At 43.4% G+C, this 15591-nt stretch carries 19 protein-coding genes; 7 read left to right on the top strand and 12 right to left on the bottom strand.

Annotation, left to right across the window (positions count from 1 at the left end; translation table 11 throughout):
- The first annotated feature begins 53 nt into the window (after nt 1-53).
- The 3 genes from J7384_RS11100 to J7384_RS11090 are packed head-to-tail and all read left to right on the top strand — an operon-like array spanning nt 54 to nt 1836.
- A complete protein-coding gene (locus tag J7384_RS11100) occupies nt 54-542 on the top strand; it encodes a DUF3429 domain-containing protein (RefSeq protein ID WP_209113991.1) in 489 nt (162 codons plus the stop codon).
- A gap of 2 nt (nt 543-544) precedes the next feature.
- Complete coding sequence (locus J7384_RS11095) at nt 545-1024, top strand: DUF393 domain-containing protein (protein WP_209113990.1); 480 nt, start codon at nt 545-547, stop codon at nt 1022-1024.
- Between the two features lie 32 nt (nt 1025-1056).
- Nucleotides 1057-1836 carry an SDR family NAD(P)-dependent oxidoreductase gene (locus J7384_RS11090; protein WP_247741757.1) on the top strand — a complete coding sequence of 260 codons (780 nt, stop codon included), beginning with the start codon at nt 1057-1059 and terminating at the stop codon, nt 1834-1836.
- A 65-nt stretch (nt 1837-1901) separates the two neighbouring features.
- Here the strand turns inward: J7384_RS11090 and J7384_RS11085 are convergent, their stop codons facing one another.
- The 3 genes from J7384_RS11085 to J7384_RS11075 form a co-directional block, all read right to left on the bottom strand.
- Complete coding sequence (locus J7384_RS11085) at nt 1902-2117, bottom strand: TIGR02450 family Trp-rich protein (RefSeq protein WP_209113988.1); 216 nt, start codon at nt 2115-2117, stop codon at nt 1902-1904.
- A gap of 63 nt (nt 2118-2180) precedes the next feature.
- Nucleotides 2181-2819, bottom strand: coding sequence for an HAD-IA family hydrolase (locus J7384_RS11080; protein ID WP_209113987.1), 639 nt, complete (start codon nt 2817-2819; stop codon nt 2181-2183).
- A 56-nt stretch (nt 2820-2875) separates the two neighbouring features.
- Nucleotides 2876-3166 carry a DUF6482 family protein gene (locus J7384_RS11075; RefSeq protein WP_209113985.1) on the bottom strand — a complete coding sequence of 97 codons (291 nt, stop codon included), beginning with the start codon at nt 3164-3166 and terminating at the stop codon, nt 2876-2878.
- Between the two features lie 185 nt (nt 3167-3351).
- On the opposite strand from J7384_RS11075, the gene J7384_RS11070 reads away from it, so the two are divergent.
- On the top strand, nt 3352-4011 hold the full coding sequence (locus tag J7384_RS11070; protein WP_209113983.1) for a flavin reductase: 660 nt from the start codon (nt 3352-3354) through the stop codon (nt 4009-4011).
- A gap of 13 nt (nt 4012-4024) precedes the next feature.
- Here J7384_RS11070 and J7384_RS11065 read toward each other — a convergent pair whose 3' ends face one another.
- The 9 genes from J7384_RS11065 to J7384_RS11025 form a co-directional block, all read right to left on the bottom strand.
- The gene (locus J7384_RS11065) at nt 4025-4198 is read right to left on the bottom strand and encodes a DUF6435 family protein (RefSeq protein WP_209113981.1); all 174 of its coding nucleotides are present in this window, start codon (nt 4196-4198) and stop codon (nt 4025-4027) included.
- Nucleotides 4199-4323: 125 nt separating this feature from the next.
- Nucleotides 4324-5901, bottom strand: coding sequence for a cryptochrome/photolyase family protein (locus J7384_RS11060; protein WP_209113979.1), 1578 nt, complete (start codon nt 5899-5901; stop codon nt 4324-4326).
- A 21-nt stretch (nt 5902-5922) separates the two neighbouring features.
- Entirely contained in the window at nt 5923-6114 is a 192-nt protein-coding gene (locus tag J7384_RS19585) for a DUF2256 domain-containing protein (RefSeq protein ID WP_209113977.1), read from the bottom strand.
- Nucleotides 6115-6138: 24 nt separating this feature from the next.
- Complete coding sequence (locus J7384_RS11050) at nt 6139-7692, bottom strand: deoxyribodipyrimidine photo-lyase (RefSeq protein ID WP_209113975.1); 1554 nt, start codon at nt 7690-7692, stop codon at nt 6139-6141.
- Between the two features lie 38 nt (nt 7693-7730).
- A complete protein-coding gene (locus tag J7384_RS11045) occupies nt 7731-9071 on the bottom strand; it encodes a DASH family cryptochrome (RefSeq protein ID WP_280636365.1) in 1341 nt (446 codons plus the stop codon).
- 170 nt (nt 9072-9241) lie between these two features.
- Nucleotides 9242-9430, bottom strand: a complete 189-nt coding sequence (locus J7384_RS11040) for a hypothetical protein (RefSeq protein ID WP_209113971.1) — start codon at nt 9428-9430, stop codon at nt 9242-9244.
- 222 nt (nt 9431-9652) lie between these two features.
- Nucleotides 9653-9844, bottom strand: a complete 192-nt coding sequence (locus J7384_RS11035) for a hypothetical protein (protein WP_209113970.1) — start codon at nt 9842-9844, stop codon at nt 9653-9655.
- A 423-nt stretch (nt 9845-10267) separates the two neighbouring features.
- Nucleotides 10268-11407, bottom strand: coding sequence for an anhydro-N-acetylmuramic acid kinase (locus J7384_RS11030; RefSeq protein ID WP_209113969.1), 1140 nt, complete (start codon nt 11405-11407; stop codon nt 10268-10270).
- Between the two features lie 5 nt (nt 11408-11412).
- Nucleotides 11413-12909, bottom strand: coding sequence for a peptidoglycan DD-metalloendopeptidase family protein (locus J7384_RS11025; RefSeq protein WP_247741755.1), 1497 nt, complete (start codon nt 12907-12909; stop codon nt 11413-11415).
- Between the two features lie 154 nt (nt 12910-13063).
- Here J7384_RS11025 and tyrS point away from each other — a divergent pair, with 154 nt between their 5' ends.
- From tyrS to J7384_RS11010, 3 genes are all read left to right on the top strand, one after another.
- Nucleotides 13064-14263 carry a tyrosine--tRNA ligase gene (gene tyrS, locus J7384_RS11020; RefSeq protein ID WP_209113967.1) on the top strand — a complete coding sequence of 400 codons (1200 nt, stop codon included), beginning with the start codon at nt 13064-13066 and terminating at the stop codon, nt 14261-14263.
- A gap of 287 nt (nt 14264-14550) precedes the next feature.
- Complete coding sequence (locus J7384_RS11015; RefSeq protein WP_209113965.1) at nt 14551-15060, top strand: DUF4136 domain-containing protein; 510 nt, start codon at nt 14551-14553, stop codon at nt 15058-15060.
- Nucleotides 15060-15572 (top strand): hypothetical protein, encoded by a 513-nt coding sequence (locus J7384_RS11010; protein ID WP_209113963.1) that lies wholly within the window; start codon nt 15060-15062, stop codon nt 15570-15572. Before J7384_RS11015 ends, J7384_RS11010 begins: the two co-directional genes overlap by 1 nt.
- Nucleotides 15573-15591 lie beyond the last annotated feature (19 nt).

The following is a 15591-nucleotide window of genomic DNA, read 5'->3' as shown; positions in this document are numbered from 1 at the left end:
GATTACTCGTAAATAAGGCTAATAAAACTAATTTTTGTTGATAAGGCGCAAATATGCTTCGCACTCGCCAATGGCTTGGTTATCTGGGGCTAATTCCTTTTGTAGCATCAGCAACCGCGGTATTTTTCTCTGTTTCTTTCAACGCATTGACTGACACTAGCGCGTTGTCGATATTTACTGCATACAGTGTTGTTATTGCCAGTTTTCTCGCCGGTAGTTTATGGTTTGGTCAACCCCGTAGTGCCTCAAGCCAGCACCAGCCGAGCCGTGAACAAGAAGTGAAACTAAACAGACAAATTGTCGCCAGCAATGTATTTGCCTTGTTTGCTTTTGCAGCAATGCTAATGCCTGAATTGCCGGCGCTAGTGATTCTATTTTTAGTCTTTATTGGTGTTTATTATCTAGATTATCAACAGGTTAAAGTAGCAAGAGTAAACGACGAGCTAACCGAGTTGCAGTCGAGCTATTTTAGATTGCGCACTCACTTAACCGCCGTGGTATGTAGCTTACATTTGCTCGTTATTGCTAAGTTGGTGGCGTAAAGATGACTCAGTTAACAGATAGCAATTCGTTAGCCAGTTCAAAGCAAGTGACAATTTTTTACGATGGTCAATGCCCAATATGCCTTGCTGAAATGAAGCACTTGAAAGCGTTGGATGACCAAAACCTGCTTGATTTACAAGACTTACATCAAACAGCATTCGCAGAAAAGTTTCCTCAAGTCGACCCTGAAAAAGCGATGGCTGTTTTACACGGGCGTTATCAAGGGCAGGCTATTTATGGCTTAGATGTTACCTATCACGCATGGCGAGCTGTCGGCAAAGGCACTTGGGTGGCAATATTGCGTTGGCCTGTGGTCAGGTCGTTAGCTGATTTGGTCTACTTGTTTTTTGCTAAACACCGACACCGTTTGTCTCTACTTGCTGAACGTTTGTTTCCACGCTTAGCTATTGGTCAAAGCCCTTTTCTTGAAGGTAAATGTTCAGATGGTCAGTGCAAGATTCAAAAAACCGACAAACGCTAGTTAATGTCGAATAAATAGTTGAGGTTGTTATTATGCCAATGAGAAATAATGCCGTTTTGGTGACTGGTGCTAGCAGTAAGATTGCACAAGCGGTGATCAAAAAATTATTGCTGCTCAACGTTAGTAAAGTGTACGCGGTAAGCCGAGGCTTTAGTGCTGCTGAGAATCAATGGCTGACGAGTGAACAACGAATTGAATGTTTGGTTTGTGATTATAGCGAAGAAGATATTGGTGAAGTTATTCACACTATCCGCGCCGGGTCATTTCCATTAACTCAGGTATATATTTGTCACGGTGTCTTGCACACTAAAAACCAAAGTAAAAATGTTAATAATCAAAGTGCTATTGAGGTAAATCCAGAAAAGCGTTTGGAAGACATCGACGTTGATGCCATGATGCAGGTGTTTAAAGCCAATACCTTAACGCCGGCACTTTGGCTTAAACACCTACCGAGCGTGGTTAAACATGACAAACCTTGTGTTGTTACCGTGTTTAGTGCCCGTGTTGGCAGTATTAGCGACAACCAACTTGGTGGCTGGTACAGCTATCGCGCTTCAAAAGCAGCGCTCAATATGCTAGTAAAAACTGCTGCAGTAGAATATAGCAGGCGGGCGAAAAACGTTAAGTTAATTGCTTTTCACCCAGGGACAACGGACACCCCACTATCTAAACCGTTTCAAGCCAACGTCAAACCGGGCAAGTTGTTTAATGCAGAGTTTGTTGCTGAGCAATTGTTGACTATCGTGGCTAATTTGCCAATTGACCAGCAAGCGCAATTTCTCGATTGGCAGGGTAAAACCGTTCATTGGTAGATAAAAATGGTAGACAGAAATATTAGGGTGAATACCAAGGAATACTTTATCAGCAACAGCAATTGTTAAACCCAACCTTGCCGCCACAAGCTCGGTTGTTTTAAATCTCGCCAGTTTATTTGGTATTGATTGCGGGTCATGACGGCTTCAACGACACAACTAATTACCTTTTGATTGTCGTCGAACTCGACTTCAATTACGGCAAAATGCTTTTCTTTAGCCGTCACTTGTGTCTTGGTCCATTTGCTGTGCAGCAGTACTTTTGGATTGACTCTATTCATTGTTCGCAGATGCTTAGTGTTAAGCTTTTTTTCATTAGTTTACGTTAGCTAGGCCTTTTTTGGTTAAGCCACCGCCTCTTTTGCGATTTGTGAAAGCAATAACTGGTTTTTCAAAAATTGCTCTAATTGGTCAAGCTCTGCAAAAGCTAAATCGGCCAGATGCTGATAGGGCGCTGGTTTGTTGTGATGAATTAAACAGGCGATCATGTTGGCGTTGTTAGCCGCTTCTAAATCGTATTTGTAGTCACCGACGTAAATAATGCTTTCAGGCGCAATTTGCCATTGCTTGGCAAGTGCTAGCAAGGCATCCGGCGCTGGTTTCGCGGGATAGTCTTCTCGCGTTAATAGCTCGCCTATGCCCAAGTCGTTTTGCTTGAGCTTTGCAAGCGCTGCACTGCGACAGTTGCGAGTGACAATTGCGGTTTTGAGTTGTTGTCGACTCAGAAACTCAAGCAAATTATGACAACCCTGCAATGGCAGCGAGTTTTCTGCATCAATAAGTTCATGCGCAACAATCAGTTGAGTTGCGTTCTCCTGTTGCTCCTTGGGCAACGTTTCTATGTGTTTGAGTAAATCATTATCTGGTGGGCAATTTAGCTCTTTTCGCAGTAGTGAAAAGTCAATATTAGAGCTGACTAAGGTTCCGTCTAAGTCAAAGACAACGGCAGCTATTTTTTGAATTTTATCGGTTTTACTATTCAACGGTGTTTTCTCAAAAGTAATGTCAATGTGGAAATATTTAAGCCAAAAATCAGGTGCTAAAACTGCAATGCTAGTCTTGAAGTTGTGTCTGCGGGAGCACCAATCATTTCGTCGTAGGGCGTTTGCATTTCAAAAATTGCGCGATCAATGCCATTGGCTTTTAGCACCACTTTGGCTTGTTCCAACGAGTTAGCAACAATGGGTTGGTCTTCGCGGTTATTCATACTGTAGAAATTGCCCTGACTGTCTTCTCCGCCAACTAAGTAGTGGGGAGAGTCTGCGGTGCTGATGATTGTCGCGGTTAAGGTATTAGTACGGCATAGCTCAATTAGTTTTGCTTGTTCCATTTCTGATTCCTCTTTGACCAATGTTATTTGAAGCTTGAATTGTTCTGTACAACTCATGTTTTATATAACTAAAGATTTAGTACGAGAATAATGCTCTATTTGATCATTGAGGTTGATTGGTTCGATCGTTGACTGGGTTATTTGCGTACTACTAGGTAATTGACATTTAAAAAGAAAACGATGCTATGCAAATAGACAAACAAACTTTAATGGACTTTCCTCAGCGTTATCGCACCCAACTGATTAATAGCCTTTCTGGCTTTAAAAGTGCTAATTTAATTGGCAGTATTGATGAGTCGGGGCAAACTAACCTTTCTATTGTCAGTTCTGTTGTTCATCTTGGTGCGCACCCGCCATTGGTTGGCTTAGTTATGCGTCCTAACACGGTTCCTCGACATACTTTTGAGAATATTAAAAATACAGGCTGCTATACCATTAATCAGGTCAGCCAGAGCTTTTGGCAACAAGCGCATCAAACCTCAGCTCGTTATGAAAAAGCCCAGTCAGAGTTTGCTCAGGTTGGTTTAACAGCCCAGTTTGTCGATGGCATCAAAGCGCCGTTCGTTTTAGAAAGTAGGCTTAAATACAGTGTTAAACTGCGCGAAATTATTCATTTGGCCGTTAACAATACCGAATTTGTCATTGGTGAAATTGAACATGTGTTGGTTGAGCCCGAAGCAGTGAGAGCCGACGGCTTTATTGATTTACAAGCTTTAGAAACAGTCACTGTTAGTGGGTTAGATAGCTACCACCGAACTGAGCGTTTATCTCGCCTTAGCTATGCAAAGCCAGATTTAATGCCCAGTGAAATTTCTTTAGATGGCCCAACCCCCTCGATGAAGTAACTTGTTAACTTACTTAGAGTTGAGACTGCTTTTGTTTAATTTGATTTTCTATTTCTTCCGCTTCCGCGGTTAAGCTTGCATAGCTGCGAATGTCACCGTTTCGCTGCGCTAACATCGCTTGTTCGAGTTTAATGGCATGTTGCTTTTTGAGTTTTTTGACAGGGTCAGATTTAAAGAATGAAAACACGATAAGGTTACCTAGAATAATATCAACTGTCAGTGTTACGTTTAGCCGCTTTTGTTGGTTCAGTGACGCACTAGTTTAGCCGTTAACTAATTTGCGAGTGCGTCGGCTCAATCAATAAAAATGTGCTAGAGCTTGTTGATGGTATCTATTAAATAATCGGCATGTGCCAGTACTTCGAGTTTTTGCGCTTCAGGTTGTTTATCCCAGTTGCGATAAACCATGGCGGTGCGAGGATTTTTACCGATGCGCTCGCGATGCTTGTTCATAAATCGCCAGTATAAGCTGTTGAACGGGCACGCCTGCGCGCCGACTTTTTCTTTTACGTTATAGTGGCAACTGGCGCAGTAATCACTCATTTTAGCAATGTAATTACCACTGGCGGCATAGGGCTTGGAAGCTAGAATACCACCATCCGCAAATTGGCTCATACCCCGCGTATTCGGCATTTCTACCCATTCAATGGCGTCGATATAAACCCCTAAATACCATGCGTCGACTTGATCTGGGTCTACACCTGCCAAGAGCGCAAAGTTACCGATAACCATTAGCCTTTGAATATGGTGGGCGTAACTGTATTTGAGGGATTGACCAATACTGTGATTTAAGCAATTCATCTTGGTTTGGCCGTGCCAAAACCACTCGGGCAAATCTTCTTGAGCTGATAGAGCATTCATGTGTTGATAGTTGGGCATGTTGGCCCAATAAATGCCGCGAACAAACTCTCGCCAACCGACAATTTGCCTGACAAAACCCTCAACTTGCGCTAGAGATATTTGCTCAGGTCGCTGCCGATAATGCTCTATGGCAAGGTCAACTACCTGCATTGGGCTAAGAATTTTACTATTGAGGGCAAAAGACAGACGTGAGTGATACAAGCTCCACTGCTTATCTTCAAAAATATCGTCGCTTTGGCAAGTCATGGCGTCTTGAAAACGGCCAAAGCAGGGCAGACAAATCTGGCAAAAATAGTCGAGTAACTCCAGTGCCTGACGACGATTGATCGGCCACAGTAGTTGATCGCTGGCCTCGCCAAAACTATCGATTTTATGCTCGGCTAAACGCTGATTAATATCGCTAACATCATTGTTAAAACACTTTGCAGGCGGCAGTTTTTGTATCTCTTGTTTAGAGAGTTTATTGCGATTGTCTTGATCAAAATTCCACTGTTCACCCTCTGGCTTATCACCGACCATTAGCAAGTTAAACCGCTGTCGCATTTGTCGATAAAAGTGTTCTAAGCGATGCTTTTTATTGGCGCTAAAGTAGTCGGGTAACTGATCAAATGGTAAGTAAAAATGTTCGCTGTCTACACATTGGCTGCTAATATTTTGCTCTGCAAGTGTTGCTGTTAGCGTGCTTAATTGCTGGCTAAGGCGATATTCATCAGGTTGTTGGTACTCGAAATGGTTCAATTGATACTGAGCTAACTTAGCGACAATAAGCTCGCTAAGATCAGAATATTGGCAGCTATCGTCTAGGGTTAAATAGTCAACATTGAAGCCTGCAGTTTGTAGACCTTGGGCGAATGCTTGCATGGCGGCGAAAAACGCTTGGATCTTTTGCTTGTGATGTTTTACGTAGCCAGCTTCTTGTTTTAGTTCAGCGATTAGGTAAACAACGTCGGTTTTGTCTTGTTTGAACCAAGAGTGGCTAGCGTTGAGCTGATCACCTAAAATAAGTCGTAAGGTCTTATATTTATTCATTAAAATTACCACAATGCTGGTTTACTCCGGTTTCGTTAAGGGCCTCGTTAAGGAGTCGCTGAGATTTTTACTACGGCGACAACGCTCTGAACAGTACTTTACCGATGCCCAGTTGTTACGCCATTTTTTTCGCCAATTCATCGGTTTATTGCAGTGTAGGCATAACTTAAAGTCGCTTTTTTTAGGTTTAGTGTTTACTTGCTTCTTTGACATATGGCTTGGCGTAGCTTTGAACGGTTAGCCGTTATCCGGCCTGACATGGCGCGATAAAATCGCAGGTACGTGACACATTACCCCCGGTGTTTTACGCCACTGCCACAGTAAATCTCGACTGATTTTGCCAGTTGCTTGGCAATCGACAATCGGCGCTGGATAGTCTTCGCCAACAATCACCCCATACATTTGCTGCTCCATCATGGTAAGTTGCCACGGTTGATGGATAAAAGGTGCAGGTACTTCGGCAAGCTCTGGCAACCAGCGACGAATAAAATCACCGTCTTGGTCTTGCTCTTCAGATTGTTTCACAGGGTTGTAAACCCTAATCGTGTTGATGCCGGTGACACCCGCTTGCATTTGAAACTGGCTGTAATGAATACCAGGTTCATAGTCGAGGAAAAAACGGGCTAAGTGTTTCACACCTAAGCGCCAATCCAGCAGCAGATGATGGCAGAGAAAACTGACCAGCATCGCCCGCATTCTAAAGTTGATATAACCGGTTGCCGCCAAACAGCGCATACAAGCGTCAACCAGTGGATAGCCGGTTTTGCCATCTTGCCAAGCGTTTAACAGCTGCTCAGCAACTTGGCCTTGTTGATAGGGGAAGTCGCGATAGCCGGGGTTTAGGTGGTCGAATTCGATGCTCGATTCTGATTCAAACTTCTGAATAAAGTGACAGTGCCAATGAAACCGCGACGACAATGCGCTCAGTGAACGCCGCCAACCGGGTTTTTGCCAATGACTGAGTAGGGTTTGGTAACTTTGTCTAAGACTGATATTTCCCCAAGCTAAGTAAGGCGAGAGCCGAGAGCAACCTTCTCGACTCAAGCTCGGGCTAGAAATACTGTACTGATAGCGTTTTCCTCGCTCTTGAAAAAATGAATTAAGCCATGCAAACGCCTGCTGTTCACCACCGTACTGAAAGCTATCGTCGTGCTGTTGCCAACTTTCAGGTGGGCTGAATAGCGGTAATTGGCTAAGTTGCTGTTCATTAATCGCTAACCAAGGGATTTGTCCAAGAGGTGGCGAAATTATCGGCCCACGCATGGTTTTTTGCCAGCGTTTGTCCCAAACAGTGCGGTGTCGTAAACCGCGAATAACGGCGCCAGTGGCTGACTCTTGCCAGTGAATGTTGTGGTCTTGGCACCAATGCTTAACCTGTTTATCGCGCTCAAAGGTGTGATTAAGGCCGATTTCTTGGTGACTAAATAAATATTGAATATCAAAGGCTTGATTGAGTTTTTCAAACGCTGAAATCGCATTGCCACCAAGAATGAGTAGACGGCTGTTAATGCCAGCATTGCTCAGTTGTTGGTTAATGTCACACCAAGACTGATAGATAAAACGCCAGTGGCGCAATGACATGTGCGGATCGGCCAGCATGATGTCTTCAACGAGATAAAGTAAGAGCACTGGCAAGCCGGTTTGCGCTGCGTTTTGCAGTGGTTGGTGATCAGATAAGCGCAAATCGCGCTTAAACCAGACTACCACAACGTCTTCTGTTTGGGTTGCTCTATCGTTCGCGCTAGCAGTTGTTATATTTATTGTTGAATGTGGTGTTGGGCAAGTCGTCATAACTTTTGTCAGTCAATAGGTTAATCGCAGTGTTAGTGCTAACTAATCGGCCAGTCATTAATGTTGATGGAATCGAGTGGCATAACCTCGTTGTAACCGCCCCAGTGATTGATAAAACGCTCATCGGGGTCATACATTTGTTGCTGTTTTTCAAGGTTAAACCAGCGGCCACCACGAGGGTCAGCACCAACGCCAGCAAGGTATTGCCAGTTGCCCCAGTTACTCGCAATATCGTAATCGATCAGCATTTCTTGAAAATACGCCGCGCCGTAGCGCCAATCCAGCTGTAATTCGTTAACCAAACAACTGGCCACCAGCTGACGGCCTCGGTTTGATAAGTAGCCAGTTGCTTTTAGTTGCTTCATACAAGCGTTGATGATGGGGTAGGGTGTTGAGCCATGACACCACTTTTGAAAACGTTCGCCGTGGAAACTGGTCAGCGGCGCTTTGTCGTTGATACCAGCAAAATCAAAGAAGCTATTGCCAAATTTCACCAGCAACCAGTGGAAATACTCACGCCAAAGTAGCTCAAAGCCGATCCAATAGGTGGACTCATTACTGCCGCGCTGTTTTTCGAACGCTTTTAATGCATGCCAAATTTGGCGCGGTGACAAACAACCATGGGCAAGCCAGAGGCTAAATTTTGTCGATGATTGCCAGTTGTCTAGCTCGTTTCTAGTTGCTTTGTAACTGAGAGCTGCGTCTGAGCCAAAGTAGTCAGTTAAGTGCTTTTTTCCTGATGCACAGCCACCTAGATGAGCTAATGATTGAGACCCGTGCTTACTGTTATTGATTAACAAGTTAAACGACGCCTTGCTTACTGGCGGCGGTAAGTGACTAATTTTACAGCAGGTGCTGATCGCTAATTTGGCTTTTTCAATGTGCTTGCGAAAGCTAGAAAAGGTTTTGGCGATGTCATCGATGGCAAAAGGTAATTGGTTTTGCTCGAAAAGTGTGTGCTGCCATGTTCTAACAATTCTGTCGCCAAATTGCTTTATCAATTTACTTTGCAGTTTCTGTTCATAACTACCGATGGCAACGCTGGTGTGTACTTGCGCAAAGTTATTTTGAATCAGGTAGCGAGCGATAATTTTTTCACTGTGTCCGTAATACACTTTAAGATGCTGGCCAAATACCTGAAGCTGATTGTTTAGCTCGATTAAGCTGTGTTCAATAAAGCGTTGTTGATGTTTACCAATAGCTTTAGACTGCCACTGCTGATACTCGGTCAGTCTCGGATCGAAAATATAAATAAGCTCAAGCTCAGCCGCTTTAGCTGCGGCTAAGGCAAGAGCCAAGTTGTCTTGGATTCGTAGATCGTGGCTAAACCAATAAAGGTGTTTAATAGCGCTAACTCTTTTTGTGCAATTTGTTAGCAATACGAAAAATGCTTTAGTCTTGATCTATTGAGTGGAGAATTTTATTGCACTGTATTGTGTTATCGTTGTGTAAATTAAAAAAGCCCTATTGACGACACCTAGTTTCTACTAAGGTGCAAGCAACAGGGCTTGGCAATCAAATTGATGCGAATAAAACTCGCTCTAGCGAGCTAGTAATAGGTATCCTCAGGATTGTGAACTTGAGGATCTGTAAGTAAGTCTTCAAAGGCGACTTCAAAGCTTTGGTTGTTATTGCTTTCCATATAAATTGTCCGCGTAGAATTATCTATCCAAGTAACGGTTCCACTGCCTTTATTACTACTACACTTCATGCCGATATGAATATCGTCGAATTCCATAGAGCCTCCTAACAGTTAAAGCTAAGCAATTTTTAACGCAGCAAATGGCGCTTTAGCTTAGATAGCAATCTGGTAAGATAGTTCAAATAATAACCACCAAGGTGTTGGGCGAGAAAAGTTTATAAACAGTGTGGTGGACATTTTTCAGGGCTTTCACAATAGAAAAAGCCCGTATCAACACAGCTGATACGGGCTCGTAATTCGTCACATCGGTAGGTGTTTTTAGTAGTAAGCGTCACCGGTGTTGTGAGCTTGAGGCTCTAAGCTCAGCTCTTCAAATGACACTTCAAAACTGTGATTGTTTTCAGTATCAGACATATAGATTGTGCGGGTTGAACCGTCTATCCAAGTAACTGTACCGCTACCTTTGGTGCTACCACACTTCATACCAATATGGATGTCATCAAACTCCATTATTCCCCCTATTACAATGACTGACATGTCATGACTTGCTGGTTTTGATTGATACCATTCCACATAAATAGTTGACCGCTCAGAGCGTCGTGGGCGACATTAGAACAAGCAAAATGAGAGAAAATATAGTGGTTCTACATTGAACTCATTTTGTGTAGTTATCATGTTGCTCCATGCGCTCCCTACGGGCGAGTTTTAAAGGCTTATATGCTGCGTTATTGATTTTAACAAGGGAATAACCATTCTTTGCAATCAATGCCTTGCCTCTAAGCCTTTAAATTCTCGCTGAGTGGCCAATCTCTTATGTGGATTGGTATTCGCTTTCTTCGTATATTTGTTTGCAGAAAACTAATACGAAATAGCTATTTTTTTAGATTAATCGATTTCGATTATAGAGTGAAAAACGAGCAATGCTAGTCTTTTTTATGGAGAATATAAGCAGCCTAAGACCAAAGACTGGCTAGCCCCCGTCACGCTTGGCATGTTGCCATAAATCTTTTTGTTATAAGCATAAGCCAACCACGCAAAAGCCATCGCTTCGATTGCATCTGAATTAACACCAAGTGCATTAATTGTTGTTATTTCGAATCCAGATAGCTGTTTTTCTAGGTCTTTTCGCAGATGTTGATTATTGTCGCCACCACCGCAAATATAGACCTTAGCGTGCACAGTTAACGCTTTTATCGCATTGGCTATGCTGATTGCAGTTAGCTCTGATAAACACGCTTGAACATCACATGGAGTCAGCTTTTGGGCTGTGTTAGCACGGTTGTACAAGGCTAATTGATTCTCTAACCAAGCAAGGTTGAAATACTCGCGTCCTGTACTTTTCGGGCTTGCTTGACCAAAGTAAGGGTCTTGTAACAGTTGCTCAACAAGTTTTGGATCGCTGCGACCTTGGCTTGCCCATTGGCCATTTTGATCAAAGCGTCCAACGTTGTGCTGCTGATACCAAGCGTCTAATAAACAGTTACCCGGGCCGGTGTCAAAACCAGTGACTTGCTGTTTACTCACCACCGATGGCAAATAGCTAAGATTGGCAATACCGCCAATATTAACGATAACTACGTCGTGTTGAGTTTGTTGGCAGAGAAACTGATGAAAAGCCGGCACAAGTGGCGCCCCTTGGCCACCAAAAGCAATATCTTTCTGACGAAATTGACCGATCACTTCAATTTTAGTCAAAGCTGCAAGCGTATGGTTACAGGTTAGCTGAATTGTAAACGCTTGGTCAGTAATACTGTTGCCAATAGGACGATGACGAATAGTTTGCCCGTGATTGCCAATGGCTCGAATATCTTCAGCGTTGAGTTGATGCTTTGCTAAAAACTGGTTGACCGCATCAGCAAATATCCGAGCTAATTTAACATCTAAGCTAAACGCGCGATCAATTTCGTTAGCACTTGGTGTGTAAAGCTCGGTAATTTCGTTGTGTAGTTGGTCTGAGTAGGGCTGGTAGTCGTGAGCAACGAGTTTGGTGCTATTGTTGCTAAAATCCACCAAAGCTAGATCAATACCATCGGCACTAGTGCCTGACATGATGCCGAGATAGAGTTCACTCACCGAGCTTATCGACCTTGCCCGTCTGTCGCTTTTGGTTGCATTGCCAGTAAGGCTTTACGTGAACCAGCGAGCTGTTTTAAGCGAGCATTTGCGAGTTGATTAAATTCAGCCTTGTATTTTTTGTTGATTGGTTTTGCATCAGGCAGTTTTACCGTTCTTGGATTGCGGTGCACGCCGTTGACCAAAAACTCATAATGCAAATGCGGTGCTTGCGACATACCGGTAGAGCCAACATAACCAATAACTTGCCCTTGTTTTACCCGCTGGCCTTTTTTAACCGCGCGTTTTGAAAAGTGCAGGTACTTGGTGACTATGCCGTCGCCATGCTGAATAAAGACGTAGTTACCGTTGTATTTGTTGTAGGTAGAGTGGGTGACTTTACCATTACCTGCAGCGACGACAGGCGTGCCAGTACTGGCGCGATAGTCAACACCATTGTGCGCTTTCCAACGCTTTTGGATGGGGTGAAAACGGCGTTTCTTGAAGTTTGAGCTGATGTAGCGAAAGTTAACTGGTGCGCGTAAAAACGCTTTGCGCATGCTTTTGCCACTTGGGGTGTAGTAGTCGCCATCGGTGAAGCGAATCGCCTGAAATGTTTCACCTTGGTTGATAAACTCCGCAGCCAAAATTTCACCCGTGCCGATATACTCACCGTCGACATAACGCTGCTCGTAAACAACATGAAAACTGTCGTCAGTTCTAATATCGAGTGCGAAATCGATATCCCAACCGAAAATGTTTGCCAAATTAATAATTTGGTTGTCTTTCAGGCCGGCTGTGCTGGCGGCATTCCAAAAATTACTATTGATGGTTCCCTGTGCCACGGCTTCGCGAATCTCAACGGCTTTTTCCGATATTTCTGACTGATAGCCGTTATCAGTTAAGCGCACGTGTAAGGTTTTTATATCACTCAGTGGATAGTCAAGCCCGGCCAGTTGTTGGTCTTGGTCTTTGTGGTATTTGATGACGTCGCCAACGTTAATCTTCTTTAAAATTTTACCTGCTGGGCCGCTTGCAACCGTAACCGCGTGGGTCGTTTTAGCGCTAAAGCCCAAGCGTTTAAATATTTTTGCTAACGAATCACCGCTGCGAACTTTGGTTTGTTGCCAATTAATGTTCGCAGCCAGTTTCTCCGTTGATGGGGCAGTCTCAGCCGCACTTGTGCTTTCTAGGTTTGATAATGGCTTGTGTGATGCTTTTTCTGCGGTTGCTGCTTCTGTCGCAGCCAGTGTACTTTGTTTTTTCGCTGTGACTGTTGTGTCAGCTTGTGTAGTTTTTACGACTTCGACAGCTTGCTGGCCTGAAGAAATAGGTGCTTGGCCTGGCAGAGCGAGTTGATAGCGTTTGCCAACTTCGACATCTGCTTTGTGTTTACTGGCACTTGCTGGTTCACTAGGTATTAAGATTAATAGCAGTAATACTAGGCTTGAAGCACTAATAATGAGTTTGTGCTTCTTCGGCAGTTGTAAATATAAATTTTTTATATTGTCTATATTTTTCAAGGTGTTACTACTACTTTAAAATGGCTTGTACGACTTTTAACGCTATACTATAACAAAATTTAAGCAATGAAACAGCCGTAGGGTGTTGTCATGGCGAAAAATTGCAGTAGAATTCGCCAAACTTATGAAAAACTGGTGCCACTGGAGCTACTCAATGACAGATGTCAGTCAAGCGTTTGCTGAACTAAAACGCGGTGCAGAAGAAATTTTGTTAGAAGATGAATTATTGGAAAAACTAAAGGAAGGAAAGCCGCTAAAAATCAAGGCTGGCTTTGATCCGACAGCACCAGATTTGCATTTAGGTCACACCGTATTAATCAATAAGTTGCGCCAGTTTCAGCAGCAAGGCCACGAAGTTATCTTTCTGATTGGTGACTTTACCGGCATGATTGGTGACCCAACAGGTAAAAACGTTACCCGTAAGCCACTGACTGAAGAAGACGTGCTTGCCAATGCTGAAACCTATAAAGAGCAAGTGTTTAAGATTTTAGACCCGGCGAAAACGCGCGTTGAATTTAACTCAACGTGGATGGAAAAACTGGGCGCGGCAGGTATGTTAAAGCTCGCCGCACGTCAAACCGTTGCTCGTATGATGGAACGCGATGACTTTAAAAAGCGTTACGCCGGTGGTCAGTCTATCGCTATTCACGAGTTTATGTATCCATTAGTACAAGGTTGGGACTCAGTAGCTTTAGAAGCTGACGTTGAACTTGGTGGTACCGATCAAAAGTTTAATTTGCTTATGGGGCGTGAATTACAGAAATCTGAAGGTCAGCGCCCGCAAACGGTATTAATGATGCCATTGTTAGAAGGCTTAGACGGTGTTCAAAAAATGTCTAAGTCATTGGGTAATTACATCGGTATTACTGATACGCCGTCGGAAATGTTCGGCAAGATCATGTCTATTTCTGATGATTTGATGTGGCGTTACTATCAGTTGTTAAGCTTTAAGCCACTTGAGCAAATTGAAGCTTACCAACAGCAAGTCGCGGATGGCGCTAACCCTCGCGATATTAAAATTGAGCTTGCTAAAGAATTGATTGAGCGCTTTCACGACAGTGCTGCAGCAGAAGCGGCGCATCAAGAATTTATCAATCGCTTTCAAAAAGGCGCGATGCCAGATGAAATGCCTGAATTTGAATTCGCCAGTCAAGATGGCGGTTTAGCGATTGCAAATTTATTGAAAGAGGCCGGCTTAGTTGCCAGCACCTCAGAAGCGATGCGCATGATTAAACAAGGTGCAGTAAAAATTGACGGTGAAAAAGTCGCCGATGCTAAAGTACAGTGTCAATCGGGTACAACTGCTGTTTACCAAGTGGGTAAACGCAAATTTGCACGAGTGACAGTTAATTAATTTACTGTTTAAGTTGTAGCTTTATCTGAGCGCTCAATGATATTCATTGAGCGCTTTTTTTTCGGCTAATTATCTATGTGCAATGGTTTTAGTTCGGCTATATTTGGAGATTATTTTTCACTTTGATTTAGTGTTTAGCGCTTGTTTTTTCTAGTTAGCGGGTTAGGCTAGAGTTATTGTCTTTTCTGGTGCTTTTGTTTGTGATCAAATTGAGCTTATTTAATTTTCGTGATTTATCTACCATCTTCCTTGCCCTATGCTTTGCTTTGCTCGTTGTTTCATGCAGTGTGAAACCGAAGGCACAAAGCCGTTATCAAGCTAGTTTTGACTTCACAACGGCCAAGAGCTATAGCCTTTATTATCGCAATTCGGTATTTAGTGACTATCAAAACCTCAGTGACACTGATAGAAATAGCGTTGAGTTGGCGATAGAACAAGCGTTTGATGCTCGCGGCTTTGCTTACAAAGAGCCTGAACAAGCAGATTTTATTATTACTTATTTTGTCAGTCAGAACAGCCGGCGAGATTTAGCTCGCTATAATCAAGGTGTGCGCTATTGTCGTTATTGTTTGCAAGAATATGATAATGACAGCAAAGAGTTATCGGTAAAGCCTTTTGGTACCTTTATTGTTGATTTAGTCGATACCAAAACCAAACGTTCGGTGTGGCGAGCAGTCAGTGATATTCGATTGAGTGATAAAGACAACAGCCAAGAACTGCAAGTTAAATTTGAGCAAGCCTTGATCGCTATGCTTAGTCAATATCCCGACCAACAGTTATTGCAGCGAGCACGCTAATGCCTCGTTCATTTGCGCCTGTGCTTCGCTGGTTAATGGCTACTTTGCTGGCGTTATTGGGCTTGATCGCTGTTATTTTGGCATTGGGTTATCTGTTAAAAAGCAATGAACAGCAGGTTACTGAATTTTCTGAGCAGCTCGCCGAGCAAGCTCAGCAACAACAAACAACAGTTCCAGCTAGGGCTAATCAAACAAGCCTCGCTGAGCGCGCGTTAGTCAAAGCGCAATTAGATCAACAGGTCTTATTGCTCAAGGCGCAAGAGGCTGAGCAAGAGCTGATAGTAGCCAATTTAACCTGTCGCGATGACAGTCAATGCCGAGTGGTTTCACTCAGCTTTATTGACGCGGATAACTGTGCTGTCGCGGTTAATTTTATTGGCGCGAGCCAATTGAAAAAGCTTGTTGACCTGACTTCGCCAGGACAAATATCAATAAATTCTAGTTGCGCGCAATTGAGCAAAGTAAAAGCAAGCTGCCTCGACAACCTCTGTCAGTTGCTCTCAAGCGAATAGCGAGTATAATTCTGCTTTC

It is taken from the genome of Endozoicomonas sp. G2_1, from assembly GCF_017744155.1.
GTDB lineage: Bacteria > Pseudomonadota > Gammaproteobacteria > Enterobacterales > Alteromonadaceae > JAGHQT01.
Note: the sequence above shows the minus strand (reverse complement) of the source record. Positions and strands in the feature narration are given on the sequence as shown.

Coding starts and splice junctions, on each gene's coding strand:
- J7384_RS11095 (WP_209113990.1), top strand. CDS start 545: ATGACTCAGTTAACAGATAGCAATTCGTTAGCCAGTTCAAAGCAAGTG.
- J7384_RS11100 (WP_209113991.1), top strand. CDS start 54: ATGCTTCGCACTCGCCAATGGCTTGGTTATCTGGGGCTAATTCCTTTT.
- J7384_RS11035 (WP_209113970.1), bottom strand. CDS start 9,844: ATGGAGTTTGATGACATCCATATTGGTATGAAGTGTGGTAGCACCAAA.
- J7384_RS11090 (WP_247741757.1), top strand. CDS start 1,057: ATGCCAATGAGAAATAATGCCGTTTTGGTGACTGGTGCTAGCAGTAAG.
- J7384_RS11070 (WP_209113983.1), top strand. CDS start 3,352: ATGCAAATAGACAAACAAACTTTAATGGACTTTCCTCAGCGTTATCGC.
- J7384_RS11060 (WP_209113979.1), bottom strand. CDS start 5,901: ATGAATAAATATAAGACCTTACGACTTATTTTAGGTGATCAGCTCAAC.
- J7384_RS11085 (WP_209113988.1), bottom strand. CDS start 2,117: ATGAATAGAGTCAATCCAAAAGTACTGCTGCACAGCAAATGGACCAAG.
- J7384_RS11050 (WP_209113975.1), bottom strand. CDS start 7,692: ATGACGACTTGCCCAACACCACATTCAACAATAAATATAACAACTGCT.
- J7384_RS11075 (WP_209113985.1), bottom strand. CDS start 3,166: ATGGAACAAGCAAAACTAATTGAGCTATGCCGTACTAATACCTTAACC.
- J7384_RS11010 (WP_209113963.1), top strand. CDS start 15,060: ATGCCTCGTTCATTTGCGCCTGTGCTTCGCTGGTTAATGGCTACTTTG.
- tyrS (WP_209113967.1), top strand. CDS start 13,064: ATGACAGATGTCAGTCAAGCGTTTGCTGAACTAAAACGCGGTGCAGAA.
- J7384_RS11040 (WP_209113971.1), bottom strand. CDS start 9,430: ATGGAATTCGACGATATTCATATCGGCATGAAGTGTAGTAGTAATAAA.
- J7384_RS19585 (WP_209113977.1), bottom strand. CDS start 6,114: ATGTCAAAGAAGCAAGTAAACACTAAACCTAAAAAAAGCGACTTTAAG.